Source organism: Streptomyces sp. NPDC001889, assembly GCF_053594535.1.
On record NZ_JBSFER010000006.1, the window covers coordinates 254,094 to 268,945 of the forward strand.

Sequence of the window (14,852 nt, forward strand, 5' to 3'; positions counted from 1 at the left end):
CTCCCTCAGGAGATTTCAGGGGGGTGGGTCAGGGGGAGGCCGGGCGCAGGGCCGCGCGCTGGGCCTCTGTCAGCGGCCGGGTGGGGGCGCCGCGGAGCAGCAGGAAGAGCTTGGCCGTCTCCTCGATCTCCTCGGCCGCCGCCAGCGCGCCGTCGGGATCGGCGGCGGCGGCGACCGGACCGTGGTTGCTCAGCAGGAGCGCGGCATGGTCGCGGGCGACCGCTTCGACGGCGGCGGCGGCCCGGCTGTCGCCCGGGGCGAAGTACGGCAGCATCGGGAGGCCGCCGACGCGCATCGCGTAGTAGGCGGTCAGCGGCGGCAGGACGTCGCGGCGGTCGACACCGGCCAGGCACGAGACGGCCGCCGCGTGGGTGGAGTGGGTGTGCACCACGGCTCCGGCGTGCGGCCGGGCGCGGAACACCGCGGCGTGCAGGAACGCCTCCTTGGACGGCCCCGGGCCGGAGACATGGGCGCCGTCGGAGTCGATGACCGACAGGTCCCCGGCGCGTACGGTGGCCAGACTCGACCCGGTGGGGGTCACCAGGATGTGTCCGCCGGCGCGGACCGAGACATTGCCCGTGCTTCCGTGGGTCAGCGAACGGGCGGCGACGGCCCGCGCGAGGGCGATGAGCCGGCGCCGGTCCGGTTCGTCGCGGCGCGCGCTCACGCGGGGTCCGCCGAGGCGTCGAGGAGCAGGCCGGGGTCGCCGAAGTTGCCGGACTTCAGCAGCAGCGCCGGCGGACGGCCGCCCAGCGGATGAATCCACGGCACGCCGCGCGCGGCCTCGGTGCCGACGTGCGCGCCGGTCACCCCGAGTGCCGCGACCACCGCCCCCGAGGTCTCTCCGCCGGCGGCGACCAGCCGGCGCACCCCGCGCCCGGCCAGTCCGGCGGCGATCAGTCCGGTCGCGTGCTCCAGCACGGCGGCCGACCGCTCCACGCCCAGCTCGCGCTGTACCTCGCGCAGCTTCCCGGGGGCGACCGAGGAGTGGAGCACGGGTGCGCCGCCGCCCGGGGGCAGGGCGTCGTACCAGGCGAGCGCCGCATCGGCGAGCGCCAGGGGATCGGGGGTGGCCACCGCGTCCAGGTAGTAGCGGGGCCGGCCCGCGTCGATGAGCGCGGAGAGCTGTTCCAGGGTGCGGCGGGAGCAGCTTCCGGCGAGCACCGCCGCCGGGCCCTCCGGGGTCCTCGGGACGGTCCCGGCCTCCCGGGCGTCACCGGCGGCGGACCGCTCGGCGCCCGGCGGGCGGGCGGCGCGTTCCTCGGCGTACGCGTGCGCGAGGCCGGCGGCCAGTCCGGCGGCGCCCGCGACGAGCGGTGTGCCCAGGGCGGCCCTGCCGAGAGTGCGCAGATCGCTCTCGTCGATGCCGTCGGCGAGGATGTAGCGCGCGCCCCGCGCTCCGGCGCGTTCCCGCGCCGCGCGGACCGCGGCCGGTCCCTCCCGTACGGTGCGGAGCCCGATCAGGTCCACTCGCTCGCGTGTCTGCGCGCGCAGCAGCCGGGGCAGATACGAGTCCGTCATGGGGGTCACCGGATGGTCGCGCATCGGCGATTCGGCGAGCAGGACGCCGTCCACGAACAGACAGCCGTGGTACTGGGTCCGCAGATGCTCCGGTGAACTCGGTGTCACCAGCACGGGACCGGCGCCCGTCGCCTCGGCCAGCCGGTCCAGGACCGGGCCGATGTTGCCGCGCGGGGTGGAGTCGAAGGTGGAGCAGAACTTGAAGTAGATCTGTCCCGCGCCCTGTCCGCGCAGCCACTCCAGGGCGGCCGTGGACGAGGCGACCGCAGCGGCCGCGGGTGTCATCCTGCTCTTCAACGCGACGACCAGCGCCTCGTGTTCCGGCAGCCGGCCCCCGGGGCCTCCGTGGCCCTGTCCCTGTCCGCCCGTGCCGTCCGGGACTCCGAAGAAGAGCAGCGTCCGCAGTCCTGCGCGGCGCAGTGCGACGGCGACGTCCGTCGCGCCGGTGAAGTCGTCGGCGATGACGCCGAGTGGTGCGGCGCGGTCGCCGGCCGGGTCCGTCAGCGGGTGGCTGTCCGGGTTCTCGCTCATACGGGCCTCCCGGTGAGTGCGGAGCGCAGGGCCGCGGCGGCGGCCCGGGGGCCGGAGACGACGGGCAGGCCCAGCGCGGTGGACAGCCGCGCGGCGGCGGGCGCCAGTGAGTACTGCGCGAGCAGGACCACGCCGGCGCCGGCGCTGTGCGGAGCGCACGCGTTCCGCAGTGCGTCGAACAGTGCGGCCGGGTCTTCCCGCCGGGCCGCCTCGAAGGCGCCGGGCGCGACCACACCGACCGGTTCGGCCGCCGAGCCGGCCGCCGCGACCGCGGCGGAGAAGCGGGACTCCGCGTCGCGCAGGGCGGCCTCGAAGGAGGCGAGGACCAGCACCGAGCCGCCCCCCTGGGAGAGCTCCAGCGCCCGCGCGAAGGCGGCCGTGTCGGGGGCCAGCAGCGGGACCGGCGTCTCGATCCCGCTCACGGCCGTGCCGTACAGCGAACACGTCAGCAGCACTCCGTCGGCCCCTCCGGCCAGGGCGTGGCCGATCAGCCGGTGCATCCGGTCCACGAGGCGGGGCGGCAGCGGGCCGTGGTCCGGCGCGTCGGTGAGCAGCCGGTCGTCCAGCAGGTTCCAGGGTTCGGCCGCCGGGAACTCCTCGGCCAGTCCCGCGACCGCCGGGCCGACGGCGGTGGGGGTGGCGCTGATCAGCGCGATCCTCGGTGCCCGGTCCCGGTCGCGGTCCCGGGTCCGGTCGCCGGCTCCGCCGCTCATGGGGTCACCGTCCGTGCGGTCATCGCTGTTCCGGCCAGTTCGGCGACCCAGGAGAGCCCGCGTGCCGTGCCGTTCGCCGGGCGGTACTCGCAGCCGATCCAGCCCGGGTAGGAGGCGTCCAGCAGCGTGTCGAAGATCCGTGGCCAGAAGATCTCACCGCTGCCCGGCTCGGTCCGGTCCGGTGGGTCGGCGATCTGGATGTGGCCGGTCCGGGGCAGCAGCGCGCGGAGAGTGGAGACGAGGTCTCCCTCCTGGACCTGGAGGTGGTAGACGTCGAGGAGCAGCCCGGGACCGTCCGGGCCGAGGGCCTCCACGACCGCCGCGGCCCGTGCCTGGGTGTCCAGGAGGAAGCCGGGTGCGTCCCGGGCGTTCTGCGCCTCCAGCACCAGGCGTACTCCGGTGCCCCGGGCCCGTTCGGCGGCCCAGGCGAGGTTGGCGACGAGGACGGCGAAGGCGCGGTCGTGGTCGACGCCGGCCGGCCGTGTCCCGCCCAGCACATGCAGGAAGTCGCTGCCCAGTTCGACCGCGTAGTCGAGGCCGCGCTCCAGATCGGCGCGGAACCGGTCCGTGTGGCCGGGCAGACAGGCCACGCCCGCCTGCTCCGGGGTGCCGGGCTCGCCCATCGGGGCGTTAATGAGCACCTGGTGGAGCCCGGCGTCGGTGAGCCGGCGGCGCAGCCGGGCGGCCGGGTACGGGTAGGGGTCGGCGTACTCGACGCCGGTGAAGCCGGCGGCGGCCGCGGCGTCGAACCGTTCCTCGAAGGGGACCTCGGTGAAGAGCCACTTCAGATTGGCGTCGAAGCGCAGCCCGTTCGGCGCCCGCATCAGCGGGCTCCGGCGGTGTGCGCGGTGTGCGCGTACTCGGGGTTGACCAGGTGGTCCGGGGTGCGTCCGGTGAGCAGGTCGATCACCTGCCGGGCGGCCATGTCACCGGACCTGGCGCGGGCCTCGACCGTGGCCGCGCCGATGTGCGCGGTGACCAGGACGCTGTCGAGCGCGCGGAGCCTGCTGCCGGACCGCAGCGGCTCGTGCTCGACCACGTCCAGGGCGGCGCCCGCCAGCCGGCCGGCCTCGATCGCGTCGGCGAGCGCTTCCTCGTCCACGACACCGCCCCGGGCGGTGTTGATCAGATACGCGCCGGGCTTCATCCGGCGGAGCGCGGTGGCGTCGATGAGATGCCGGGTGGTGTCGTCGAGGGAGAGGTGCAGGGTGAGGAAGTCCGCCGCCGCCAGCACGCCGTCGAGGGGTCGCGCCTCGACGCCGGTCTCGGTCAGGAAGTCCTCGTCCAGCCGGGGGTCGTGCGCGACGACCCGCATGCCGAGGGCGAGCGCCGCGCGGGCGACGGTCTTGCCGATGGAGCCGAGGCCGACGACGCCGAGCGTTGTGCCGTGCAGTTCCCGTCCGCTCTCCTGCGTCCAGCCGCCGTCGCGTACGGCGGCGAGGTTCTGCGGGATGCGCCGGGCACAGTTCAGCATCAGCGCGAGAACGTGCTCGGCGACGGATATCCGGTTGGACCCGGGGGTGATGGTGACGGCGACGCCCCGGCGGGTCGCGGCCGCGACGTCGATGTTGTCGTAGCCGACGCCGCAGCGGCCGAAGACCCTCAGTCCGGGCGCCGCCTCGATGACCTCGGCGGTGAAGGCGTCGGTGCCGGCGATGATGCCCGCCACATCCCTGACGCACTCCGTCAGCGCCTGCCCGGTGGCCTCCCGGTCGGCGCGCCGGGCGAAGACGGTCTCCAGACCTGCTTCCCGGAGCGTCCGGTCGACCGCGCCGCCGGGTTCGAGATAGGGCGTTGTCACGAGTACACGGAGCGCGTGTTCGTTCGGCGGCTGTGTCATCAGGGGTCCTCTGTGTTCTGGGCACGTTCAGTGAAGAGATCCGGACTATAGTATAGGATTATGCGAAACGCTATAGCGGTAGAGGAGCGAGTCGATCAGGGCGGAGAGGCCGCGTTACCATCGGGCGACAAAGGAGAACTCGCATGACGACGCGCCCGTCCGGCCGGCAACCCCTGGCCGACCAGATGTACGAAGTGCTGCTCGGGCAGTTCATGGACGGACTGTGGTCGCCGGGCCGGCCGCTCAACATCGGCGCGCTCTCCCGCGAGTTGAACGTCAGCCAGACCCCGCTGCGCGAGGCGCTCGCCCGGCTCGAACACACGGGTCTGGTGCGCCGCGAGGCGCTCAAGGGCTACCGCGTGGCCCCGCTCTTCAGCGAGACCGAGCTGATCAAACTGATGGACGCGCGCCTGGTGCTGGAGCCGACGCTCGCCTACGAGGCGGGCCGCCGGACCACCCCCGAGTTCCTCCAGGAGGTGGCCGACAGCATCGAGGAACTGCGGCGCTGCGCGACCGGGGGCGGCGGCTCGACATCGGTCCGCGCCTGTCTGTCGGCCGACGAGCGCTTCCACTTCCTGATCGCCAGGCAGTCGGCCAACCCCTTCCTGGAGTCGGCGTACCGCTCGCTCGGCGGCCATGTGCAGCGGTTCCGTCTCTTCACCGAACTCGGCTCGTCCGACGCGGAGTCACCCGCGCGCGACCACACGGCCGTCTACGACGCGCTGGCCGCCGGGGACGCCGAGGGCGCCGCCGACCGGATGCGGGAGCACATCGAGAACGCGAAGTCGCGCGCGCTGAAGGACCGCCAGGCCGTGGCGGCCGACTGACCGGCGACCGCTCGCCTGTCCGTACACACGGCACCGGCACCGGGACCGCCGGGGGGCGTGGGGCTCGGCGGGGCGCCGGGAACACCGGGTTCCCGTCCGGGTCCGCCGAGGGGAGCACCCTCCGAAGAGCCGGACCCGCACCGCGCCCGCGCATCCGCCCCCGACTGCCGCGCACGCGGGCCCGGAGCATCCCGGCCCGGGGCGAGCGCCGCGCGCTGACCGGGTATCCGGCTCCCCGCCGGGTTCCGCCGGTCAGCCGGCCGGGGTGGTGTTGGTGGCGTCGAGCGCCGTGCGCAGCGCGCGGGCCAGCGCCGCGCCGTCCCCGGCCGCCCAGAAGTGGGCGAAGAACAGCCGGGGTTCCTCGGTGAGGCCGTGGTTGTGCAGCTCGACGATGCTGATCCCGCCGCGCCGCAGGGCTGTCAGCACATGGCGTACCTCCCCGGCGGTCATGGCGAAGTCGCCGTGGACCGCCGCCCGGCGGGCGCCGGTCGGCTGGAAGCTGAGGAGCGTGGTCATGCCCGTGGCCGGGGGCAGGACACGTCCGTGGTCGGTGACCGTCTCGCGGCGGTTGAAGGTGAACCGGAGGATTCCACTGTCGTTGACACCTCTCGCGCTCAGTGTCTCCTCGATGGCGGCGACGTCCAGGTCCAGCACGGGCCGCGAGGCGACCGGCGGGGTGGAGGGCGTGGTCGTGACGGCCAGAGCGGCCTTCGCGCCGCGGGCGAGAGCGAGGGGGTCCCCGGCGTGTCCGTGGAAGTGAATCCACCACATGGCCGGTTCGTGGGCGAGCAGGTGTTTGTGGACGGCGGTGAGTTCCAGGCCGCCCGTGAGGAGCGCGTCGGTGGCGGGCTGCGCCTCGGGCTCGGTGACGGCCAGGCTGCCCATCAGCAGAGTCCGGCCGTCGCCGTAGCGGGTGAACGCCGTGTAGGAGCCGGGGAACAGTCCGACGCCGTAGGTGGTCACCGGCAGGTCCTGGCGGGCGAAGCGCACGCGGTAGACCAGTCCGTCCAGCATCGTCCCCGTCCGGCCCAGGACGCCGGCCACCCCGCTCCAGTCCGCCTCCGCCGTCGGCACCGGCAGCTCCCGGGGCGGCGCCTGCGCGGCCGCCGGTCCGGGAGCGGCCCAGGCCGGCACCGGCGCCGTCACTCCCGCGGCCAGCAGTCGTCGGCGCGACGGGTTCGCCGGGACATCGGTCGCACCCCGCGCCGGAACTCCGCTCACCGCATCAGCCCTTCCGCCGGACAGCCAGTCGCCGGGACCATGAAACCGAGCGGGACCGCCGAACCGGGGGACGCCACGCCGGACCGGGCGGGCGGACCGTCTCTCCGGCCGGGCGGTGTCGCCGCCCTCGCGGGCCGGTCCGCACCGGCCCCGCCGGCACTCGCCCGCGACCGAGGCGGGCGGGGGCGGGCGGGGTCGCCGGTCAGCCCGACCAGGCGTCGGAGAGGAAGGTGTTCGGGTCACGGGTGGTCCACTCGACGACCACCGTTCCGTCGAGCCTGGTCAGGGTGTACTTGTCCTCCTTCTGCCAGAGCGCATCGGCGACCCGGCTGCCCTGGGGGTGGACACGGTTGACGGTCTGCGTGCGGCTGCTCTCCGGCGTGGCGCCGGAGCCGGAGCCGGTGGTGACCTTCAGGCCCCGGCTGATCGTGGTGCCGAGGGAGGCGGTGAATCCCGTGTACACGAAGGACGCGTCGGCGGTGACGGAGATTCCGGTGGCGGTCTGCACCGCGGGCGCGTTGGGGGTGATGAGGCCGACGGTGATCTGCTGCGACCTGGTCTGCTGGGTGGCGCCGTTGTGGTCCCAGTAGTGCGCGAGCTTCCAGGAGCCGTGCCGTTTCAGCAGGTAGTACGGGCTGTCGATGCCCTGCCGGGTGCGTGGCAGGGCCGAGTCGGTGATCAGGGGGAACGGCAGGGCGACCTGGCCGATCAGGACGGGTGCGGTCTGCTGCTGGGCGGGCCGGCCGAAGCCGGTCAGCCGGACCACGTCACCGATGTCGGCCGGGCCGGCGGGTACCGGCGCGAGATCGAGCACCGGCCGGTACTCGTCCTCGACTTCGAGATCCCAGACGTTCGTCGCCTGGGGCGGGCGGTGGAAGAAGTCCTGCTGGGTCTGCGCCCCGGAGCCCGTCGCGTTGCCCTGGAGGCCCAGGTACAGGCCGGTGCGCTGGCTGACGATGTGGTGGCCGCCGCCCGGGGCCTCCCGTAACAGCCAGGTCTGGAGCGCGGTGGGAGCGGTCTGCACGGTGTTCTGCTCCAGCTTGGCCGAGGGCGCGATACTGCCGTCCACGACGGTGGCCACCAGACCGCTGTACTTGTTGGCGATCAGATGGCCGCCGCCGTCCAGCGGGAAGATGTGCCACACCTGGCTCGTGCGGTACTGGCCGGTGTCGAGGCGCCAGGTGTCCAGCCTGTTGCCGGTGTTCGTCGAGTTTCCGGCGACGTTGAGAACGATGCCCGATGTGCGGTTCCTGAGCACGTAGCTGCGCCCGGCGCTGATGGCCATCCGGCCCCTCCTCCGAGAGTCAAAGCCTGCGGGAGTTCCGTCACTGTCCGGCTCCGTGCGATTCATCGGCAAGTGGCACTTACCGGCCACAGCGGATTCCTGGCCGGGCCCGCGCACGGCCGTGGCTCCTCCTGCGGGGCTCTCCCGGGGCGCCGGGGCGGACGGTTTCCCCGGAGGTGCGTACCGGCGCACGCACTCCGGACCGGCGCGGCCGGGCGCGGCCGTCAGGGGCGGTCCGTCGCGCGTTCGGTGGCTGCGGCGCGTTCGGATGCGTACCGCCGCCGGGACCGCCGCCGGGCCACCTGGCCGTTTCCCGCCGACCGTCCCCTTCGCCGGATCGTCCGGCACGGCCCCGGCGGCGCGGACCGGGGCGCCCGGGGGCGGGGTGCGGAGGACGCCGGACCGGCCGGCACCGGACCGGCCGGCACCGAACCGGCCGGACGGTGAGGAGTCCGGGTGTTCGGGCGGGGCCGTGCTTCGGACCGCCCCGGCGGTCCCCGCGCTGCCCCGCGCTGCCCCGCCGGGAGGCTGCCGCGTCCCGGGGACGGGTTCCGGTCGTTGTTCCGGAGCCGGAGGGGAGGCGAGGAAGGTGTGCGGCCTGGTGCGGGCGGGGACCGGATGGCCTCTCGCGGAGTCCCGGACCCCGGTGGGCTCAGGGTGCCCGTCCGGGCGGCCCGCACGGTGAGGGCTGGTGGGAACGGGTCCCTGCGGCGGGGTGCGGCGGTGCCCGGCGGCGACGGGGTCGGGGGGCGTGCCGGGTCCCGGGGAGAGCCGGACTCGCCCCTCATAGCGGAGGTATTGGCCATTCCGCCTCTGTGCGACAGCAATGGGCTTTCTGTTCGATTTCCGGTGAAGGCGGGGTGTGGTCTGCTGTGCCCGGCTCTGCATGACCGTTTCTTTACCCGCTGGCCGGCGGCCCTCTCCCCGCGCGGGCGGTGGCTGCCCTCGCCTGCCCGGCGTTCGTCCCACCCGACAGCCCGCCCGGGCCCCGCTCCGGGCGCGGGGCGTGGCGCGCCGTCCCCCGGATCTCGCATTCTCTGAGAGGAGTACGTGTCATGGCCTTCATGCGGTACAAGGCGACGGGTTTCAGCTGGGTGCTGCCGCATCCGGCGGGCAGTGAGTGGCGGCTGCTGTTCGCCCAGGGGATGGAGGGTGCTCTGGTCAGCGAGCAGCAGCGGATTGGTGGGGACTACCTCACCGCGCTGGCGCCGGAGTTGTTCGGCTTCCAGGGGCGGGGGCTCGCCCTCGGTGCCGTGCTGCTGTCCCGGGCGGGGGAGACGCGGCAGAGTCTGTTCTTCTCGGGCAACCACCATTACCGGTACGACTGGGACCAGAAGACCACCCTGAGCGAAGGGCCGTGGACGACGCTGGCGAACTGGGGCACCGCGCTCCCGGCCGGCTACCGCTCGGAGATCGACGCCCTGTTGCAGGCGCCCGACGGAGCGGGCGGAACACGGCAGACGTACTTCTTCAAGGGCGGGCGGGTCCTCACCCTGAACTGGTCCACCGGCGTGGTGCGCGAGGCGCTGATCACCGACGGCCCGGACGCGTCGGGCAGCGCGGGCTGGGCCGCGCTGCCCGAGGACTTCCGCTCCGGCCTGGACCATGTGGCGCCGTACAAACCGGCGGCCGACGGGACCCGGCAGAGCCTGCTGATCAAGGGCGGCCAGGGCGTTCTGCTGAACTGGAAGACCGGGGTCCTGGCCTCCGGCGCGCTGGACCGGCTCGGTGTGGCGGGCCTTGCCGCGCTCCCCGAGCACTACCGGGGGTCCCACCGCCCGGTCACCGGCCGCTGGACGGGCACCACGGGCAACCAGCGGATCGAGCTGCGCGTGGATCTGGAGGGCGAGCGGTCCCTGGGGCTGATCAGCGGGGACCTGTTCACCGGTGACACCTGGACCGACTCCTTCCGTACCGCGTCCGACCTGAGTGTCGTGGCGGGCGGCAGCCATTTCGTCGTCTCCAGTCAGAACCTGTCCTGGGCGAACAGCTCACCGTGGAACCAGATCGTCGTCCAGCTTCCCCGGGTCGCCGTGAACAGCCCCGCACGCACCGCCCACCTCGCCCTCTTCGGGCCCGGCACCACCACCTCACTGCAACTGTCCTGCTCCTACGCGGGGCCGGGGCTGCGGTCGGTGGAGCTGGAGACCGACGCGCTGGCGGGCGAGACCCCCTTCCAGAGCTACGACACCTCACGCCACCAGGGGCCGCGCGGCTACCGCAACCGGGTGCTGACCATCGCCTCCGTCTATGCCGAGGCCGGTATCGAGCTGAGAAACGCGGGCCAGGTCAACACGGTGGCCAACACCTCCGGCGACGATCTGGCCTGGTCCATGGCCGAGCTGCACGCCGCCATGACCGCCAACTTCAGCCTCCACCGCGACGTGGAGCAGTGGCGCGTATGGACCTTCGTCACCAACCGCAGCTCCGACAACCCCGAAGCGGCCGGATTCATGTTCGACGGCTTCGGCAGCCAGCGCCAGGGCATGGCCGTCTTCAACAGCAACATGCGGGACCAGAGGAACATCGGCCAGGCCTTCGAGCTGTTCAACTACGTCCATGAGCTGGGGCATGTCTTCAACCTGGTCCACTCCTGGGAGAAGCATCTGACCGCCCCGCCCGGCCTGCTGGGCCCGGAAAACGGCTACGGCGACCTGTCCTGGATGAACTACCCGTCGTACTACCGGAACGGCAGCCGCGCGGAGGCCGGCCACTTCTGGCAGGACTTCGCCCTCTCCTTCACCGACGACGAACTGCGCCACCTCCGGCACGGCTTCTACCGCGGCGTCGTACCCGGCGGGGACGGGTACGGCTTCAACGCCGCACTCATCAACCCCGCCGAGTCCTCAGCGGCGCTGGTCCTGCCCGGCGGCCCCGAGGACCCCGGCCTGGCCCTCTCCCTGGGCGGGAAACACGTCTTCGGCTACGGCGAACCCGTCATGGCCGAGTTCCGTCTCTCCCGCACCGGGGTGACCGGGGATGTGACCGTGGCCGGGGCGATCGGCCCGACGTCCGAGCGCACCACCGTCGTCATCACCGACACCTACGGCCGCACCCGGGTCTTCCGGCCCGTCGCCCGCGTCTGCTCCGGACACGGGGAGAGCGAGCGGACCGTCACCCTCACCGAGGCGAACCCCGCCGTCTACGAGACCGCCTACCTCGGCTACGGCAGCGACGGCCTCTGCTTCGCGGAGCCCGGCACCTACCGCATCACCGCGGTCCACACCGGCCTCGACGGCGCCCGCACCGTCTCCCCCACCCGCACCATCCGCGTACGGACCCCGCTCGACCGCGCCGACCAGGAAGTCGGCGAACTCCTCACCGGCGACGACCAGGGCACCCTGCTGGCCTTCCTCGGCTCCGACGCACCCCACCTCACCGCCGGCAACGACGCGTTCCGGGAACTGATCGAACGCCACGGCGACCATCCCCTGGCCGCCTATGCCCGTCTCGCGCGCGGCGCCAACGCCGGGCGCCACTTCCAGACCATCGGCGACGGCGCCGTCCAGGTCCGCCAACCGGACATCACCGAATCGGTCACCCAGCTCACCGAGGCCATCACCACCTCCCGCACCGACCAGGACACCGGCCTGGACAACCTCACCCTCAACGCCGCCTTCCGCCGCCTCGCCACCGTCCACGCCAAGGCGGGCGACCTCGAACGCGCCGACGCCACCCTCGACACCCTCACCACCCACTTCCACGACCAGGGCGTCCCCGACCACGTACAGCAGCGCATCCAGGAACAGGCCGACACCACCCGCGCCCAGATCCACGAAACCGCCGGAGAGCAGCCCGCCTCCTGACCGGTCCGCCCCGGCACCGTGACACGACGCCCCCGGGCCCCGACCGGCTGTCGAGGCCGTCGGGGCGGAGTGGCGCGGGCCGGGCGGCGGGCCGGCGCCGGCCCCACCGCGAGACCGAGTCGGCATGCCGGGCGGCCCGTCCCGGATCGGCGCGATGCGGGAAGGCCCCCGGGGTGTGCGCCCCGGGGGCGGCGCGGCGGGCGGCCCGGCCGAGGCGTGTCCGGGACGCCTCCCCGCACCGCGTCCTGCCCGGAGGGGGAAGCGCAGCACCGGCAGGCGGATCTCCCGGGGCGCGGGTCAGCTCACCGGGTACAGCTTCCAGCGCCGGTCCGACAGGCTGGTGTCGCTGGTGATCTGCCCCAGGACCGCCCGCAGCCCGCCCCAGGCCGTGGACTCGCTGCCCACCCGCAGCACCAAGTCGCAGTGGGGGCTGGACGCCACGCAGGCCCAGGTCTCGGCGGAGGTGCCGCCGCGGAAGTCCCATGCCTGGTCGGCTCGCCGGCTGCACGGGAAGAAGTCGACGCGGCCCGTCCTGTCCCCGCTCAGATGAAACGCGTCCAGACACATGTCGGTGGTCAGGTTGCGGGCCTCCATGAACTCCGGTCCATGGGACGCCGCGGTCGGCCCGATCCGCCACCGGTCGGTGGTGCCGTCGCAGGAGCCGACGTAGACACCGGTGTCCCCGGACTGCGGTCCGGCGCGCAAACAGGTTCCGAGGGGGACCCGGGGCTTGATCTGGTAGATGCCCGCCGGGACCGCGACCCGCGGTGAGACCTCCTCGCTGACCCGGCCGCTCCGCTCCGGCGCTTGCGCCGTCCCGGCGGTGGCCGGGGCGCCGGGCACCGTCAGCCAGCCGACCGCGACGGCGGTCACGGTGATCAGGGCGGTGCGCAGCCGTCTGTGACGTGTCATGGAGTTCCTCCCGAAGGGCCGGTGGCGAACGGGCCGCAGCCCAGGGAGCGGTCGCGGCCTCGCCGACGTACGGCGCGCCGGCCCCGCGACGGCGACCTGTCCTCCGGTGTCCCACAGGGTCCGCCGGCTGTGAAGCGGGAGAACGAGCCAACTGTCACCGGGCGTCCGTCCGTTGCGACCCCCCGCGCTGACAGCGGACTCCCCGGCCGGTCCGGCGCGATGTGCCGTGGTGACGGCGCGCGGCAGGTGATCTCGCGGACGCTCTTCCGTGACGGACCACTCCGCGCGGGGTGGTCCCTCATGGAAGATCCACCCCGCGCGGGGCGGACGGCTTCCGCCGGCCCCGGCGGTCGCGCACCGCGAGCGCCGGCTCCCGCGCCGGCCCGGTCCCGTCCCCGCACTCTCCGAGGGGCACGCGGCCGGACCGTGCGCGCCCTTGCGGTGTCCCGTCCGGCTCAGGTCACGGCACCCGGGCGGCCCCCGCCGCTCGTCCAGTGCTCCATGGGCGGCCGGGCCGGCGAGCCACCCCGGCGCTCAACGGTCCGCGGCGGACAGACAGAACTCATTGCCCTCGGGATCGGTCAGCACGACATTGGCGGTGCTGTCCGTGCTGTCCGTGCTGCCCGTGCTGTCCGTGCTCTTCATGTACCGGGCATGGACCGTCGCCCCGAGAGCGGTCAGGCGCCGGATCTCCGCCTCCGGGTCGACGGCGCGCAGATCCAGGTGCACGCGGTTCTTCACCCTCTTGGTCTCCGGCACGAGCTGGAACCACAGACGGGGCCCTCCGTCGGCCGACTCCACCAGCACCGTGGGGTCGTCCTCCGTGCTGGTGATGCCCTCGGAGCGCAAGCGGGCCAGTTCCGCGTCGTCATAGGGCGCGACGGCGTAACCGTCCAGAGCCGCAGCCCAGAAGCGAGCCGTGGCCGCGGGCCGAGCGGCGTCGAACACGATGTCATGGAGTCGGGCCATGCTCCTATGATCCCGGCGCGGGCGGGGGCTGAGGCACGGCCCCCCGGCCTGCGTGCCGTGGCCCGGGGATCGTCCGGAACCGGTACTCCGGGGGCGGATTGGCGGCTACGGTGGTGAGTTCGGGCCCGGGGCTGCCGAGGGCTCCCGCGTGGTCCGGCCGGACTCGACGGCAGGGGGAGGTGCATCGCATCCGCCGGATGGTCTGCGAGAGTGCGCGCCGGGTGGCGGACGCGCTCATCGGGCCGGGCGGTGCCGGCCGGCGCCGCCCTGCCACCGGGAGTGGGACCCCGGTCGCCGGGGGCGTCCGTGGTCAGCGCCCGGCCGCCGTGGGGCGAGGGTGTCAGCGGGCCGGGTCGTGACGGGCGGGCCGGAGCGCGCGGTGCTGCCCCCGGCGCTGCGCGGGTGGCTCGGGCTGATCGCGGTCCTCGCCGCGCTGACGGTCGTCGCGCTCGGTGTGCTGTACGCCGGTCACGGCCGGCCCGGCGGGGTGGACGCGTCGATCCAGCCGGCGGTGGACGGTGTGCCGCCGCCCTGGCGGAACGCCGCTCTGGCCACGGACTTCCTGGCGGAGCCCGCCGGGGCGGCGGTGCTGGTCGTGGCCGCCGTGACGGGCTGTCTGCTGTCGCGGCGGCCTCGCGCGGCGGTGCTCGTCGTGGCCGGCACCGGTCTGACCGTGGGGGCGACGACACTGCTCAAGCCCCTGGTGGGACGCACGATCCACGGTGAACATCTGTCCTTCCCGAGCGGGCACACCGCCTTTCTCACCGCGCTCGCCCTCGTGGTGGCGCTGCTCGCGACCGGCAGGCCCGGCCTCGGAGGAAGGGCCGGCGCGTCGCTCGTGCTCGCCTCGGCGCTGGCGGCCGGCGCGGCCATGGGCTGGGCCCAGGTCGCTCTGGGCGCGCACTACCCGACCGATGTCCTCGGGGGCTGGTGCACCGCGCTGGCGGTGACACCGGCCGCCGCGTGGCTGGTCGACCGGATGGCGGGCGCCGGCCGGCGGGAGCGCCGCTGAGCGCCCGGCCGCCGCGCGCCGCCGTTTCGCCCGGGCGGCCGTGCGCCCGGGCGGACATCGCGCCGAGCGGCCGCGACCGGGCGGGCCCCGGCGGTCATGGTCACTCGGTGCCGGTGCGGTGATCGGCCCGGACGCGGCTCTCCGGCAGCAGTGCCGCGACGGGCACGGCCCGGGACGGTCGCCCCGGCCCGGCGATGCCCCGGAGAGCGACCCCG

The 14,852-nt window shown here is 74.2% G+C and carries 12 protein-coding genes; 3 read left to right on the forward strand and 9 right to left on the reverse strand.

The genetic code is table 11. From position 1 onward, the window contains the following. Positions 1-28 precede the first annotated feature (28 nt). Genes ACWCRA_RS08865 through ACWCRA_RS08885 form a run of 5 tightly spaced genes read right to left on the reverse strand, consistent with a single transcriptional unit; the run spans position 29 to position 4,605 of the window. Positions 29-667, reverse strand: a complete 639-nt coding sequence (locus ACWCRA_RS08865) for a class II aldolase/adducin family protein (RefSeq protein ID WP_451067119.1) — start codon at positions 665-667, stop codon at positions 29-31. Continuing rightward, positions 664-2,052, reverse strand: coding sequence for a 3-oxo-tetronate kinase (otnK, locus tag ACWCRA_RS08870; protein ID WP_451067120.1), 1,389 nt, complete (start codon positions 2,050-2,052; stop codon positions 664-666). The genes ACWCRA_RS08865 and otnK overlap by 4 nt, the downstream gene beginning before the upstream one ends. Continuing rightward, entirely contained in the window at positions 2,049-2,765 is a 717-nt protein-coding gene (locus ACWCRA_RS08875) for a hypothetical protein (protein ID WP_451067121.1), read from the reverse strand. The genes otnK and ACWCRA_RS08875 overlap by 4 nt, the downstream gene beginning before the upstream one ends. Continuing rightward, positions 2,762-3,589, reverse strand: coding sequence for a hydroxypyruvate isomerase family protein (locus ACWCRA_RS08880; RefSeq protein ID WP_451067122.1), 828 nt, complete (start codon positions 3,587-3,589; stop codon positions 2,762-2,764). Before ACWCRA_RS08880 ends, ACWCRA_RS08875 begins: the two co-directional genes overlap by 4 nt. Continuing rightward, on the reverse strand, positions 3,589-4,605 hold the full coding sequence (locus tag ACWCRA_RS08885) for a phosphoglycerate dehydrogenase (RefSeq protein WP_451067123.1): 1,017 nt from the start codon (positions 4,603-4,605) through the stop codon (positions 3,589-3,591). The genes ACWCRA_RS08880 and ACWCRA_RS08885 overlap by 1 nt, the downstream gene beginning before the upstream one ends. A 143-nt stretch (positions 4,606-4,748) precedes the next feature. Here ACWCRA_RS08885 and ACWCRA_RS08890 point away from each other — a divergent pair, with 143 nt between their 5' ends. After that, entirely contained in the window at positions 4,749-5,432 is a 684-nt protein-coding gene (locus ACWCRA_RS08890; RefSeq protein WP_351542959.1) for a GntR family transcriptional regulator, read from the forward strand. 252 nt (positions 5,433-5,684) lie between these two features. Here ACWCRA_RS08890 and ACWCRA_RS08895 read toward each other — a convergent pair whose 3' ends face one another. Together ACWCRA_RS08895 and ACWCRA_RS08900 are read right to left on the reverse strand one after the other, a co-directional pair. Then, positions 5,685-6,653: a DUF1259 domain-containing protein gene (locus ACWCRA_RS08895; RefSeq protein ID WP_451067124.1), complete on the reverse strand. Its 969-nt coding sequence runs from the start codon at positions 6,651-6,653 to the stop codon at positions 5,685-5,687. Between the two features lie 202 nt (positions 6,654-6,855). After that, positions 6,856-7,938: an RICIN domain-containing protein gene (locus ACWCRA_RS08900; protein WP_451067125.1), complete on the reverse strand. Its 1,083-nt coding sequence runs from the start codon at positions 7,936-7,938 to the stop codon at positions 6,856-6,858. Positions 7,939-8,993: 1,055 nt separating this feature from the next. Between ACWCRA_RS08900 and ACWCRA_RS08905 the strand changes: the two genes are divergently transcribed. Then, positions 8,994-11,744: a hypothetical protein gene (locus tag ACWCRA_RS08905; protein WP_451067126.1), complete on the forward strand. Its 2,751-nt coding sequence runs from the start codon at positions 8,994-8,996 to the stop codon at positions 11,742-11,744. 297 nt (positions 11,745-12,041) lie between these two features. Here the strand turns inward: ACWCRA_RS08905 and ACWCRA_RS08910 are convergent, their stop codons facing one another. Further along, positions 12,042-12,656: a hypothetical protein gene (locus tag ACWCRA_RS08910; RefSeq protein ID WP_451067127.1), complete on the reverse strand. Its 615-nt coding sequence runs from the start codon at positions 12,654-12,656 to the stop codon at positions 12,042-12,044. 534 nt (positions 12,657-13,190) lie between these two features. Next, positions 13,191-13,625, reverse strand: a complete 435-nt coding sequence (locus ACWCRA_RS08915; protein ID WP_451067128.1) for a VOC family protein — start codon at positions 13,623-13,625, stop codon at positions 13,191-13,193. 337 nt (positions 13,626-13,962) lie between these two features. Between ACWCRA_RS08915 and ACWCRA_RS08920 the strand changes: the two genes are divergently transcribed. After that, on the forward strand, positions 13,963-14,637 hold the full coding sequence (locus tag ACWCRA_RS08920; RefSeq protein WP_451067129.1) for a phosphatase PAP2 family protein: 675 nt from the start codon (positions 13,963-13,965) through the stop codon (positions 14,635-14,637). Positions 14,638-14,852 lie beyond the last annotated feature (215 nt).

Excerpts from the sequence above, each read along its gene's own strand:
- otnK (WP_451067120.1), bottom strand. The coding sequence starts at position 2,052 with ATGAGCGAGAACCCGGACAGCCACCCGCTGACGGACCCGGCCGGCGAC.
- ACWCRA_RS08875 (WP_451067121.1), bottom strand. The coding sequence starts at position 2,765 with ATGAGCGGCGGAGCCGGCGACCGGACCCGGGACCGCGACCGGGACCGG.
- ACWCRA_RS08880 (WP_451067122.1), bottom strand. The coding sequence starts at position 3,589 with ATGCGGGCGCCGAACGGGCTGCGCTTCGACGCCAATCTGAAGTGGCTC.
- ACWCRA_RS08885 (WP_451067123.1), bottom strand. The coding sequence starts at position 4,605 with ATGACACAGCCGCCGAACGAACACGCGCTCCGTGTACTCGTGACAACG.
- ACWCRA_RS08890 (WP_351542959.1), top strand. The coding sequence starts at position 4,749 with ATGACGACGCGCCCGTCCGGCCGGCAACCCCTGGCCGACCAGATGTAC.
- ACWCRA_RS08900 (WP_451067125.1), bottom strand. The coding sequence starts at position 7,938 with ATGGCCATCAGCGCCGGGCGCAGCTACGTGCTCAGGAACCGCACATCG.
- ACWCRA_RS08905 (WP_451067126.1), top strand. The coding sequence starts at position 8,994 with ATGGCCTTCATGCGGTACAAGGCGACGGGTTTCAGCTGGGTGCTGCCG.
- ACWCRA_RS08910 (WP_451067127.1), bottom strand. The coding sequence starts at position 12,656 with ATGACACGTCACAGACGGCTGCGCACCGCCCTGATCACCGTGACCGCC.
- ACWCRA_RS08915 (WP_451067128.1), bottom strand. The coding sequence starts at position 13,625 with ATGGCCCGACTCCATGACATCGTGTTCGACGCCGCTCGGCCCGCGGCC.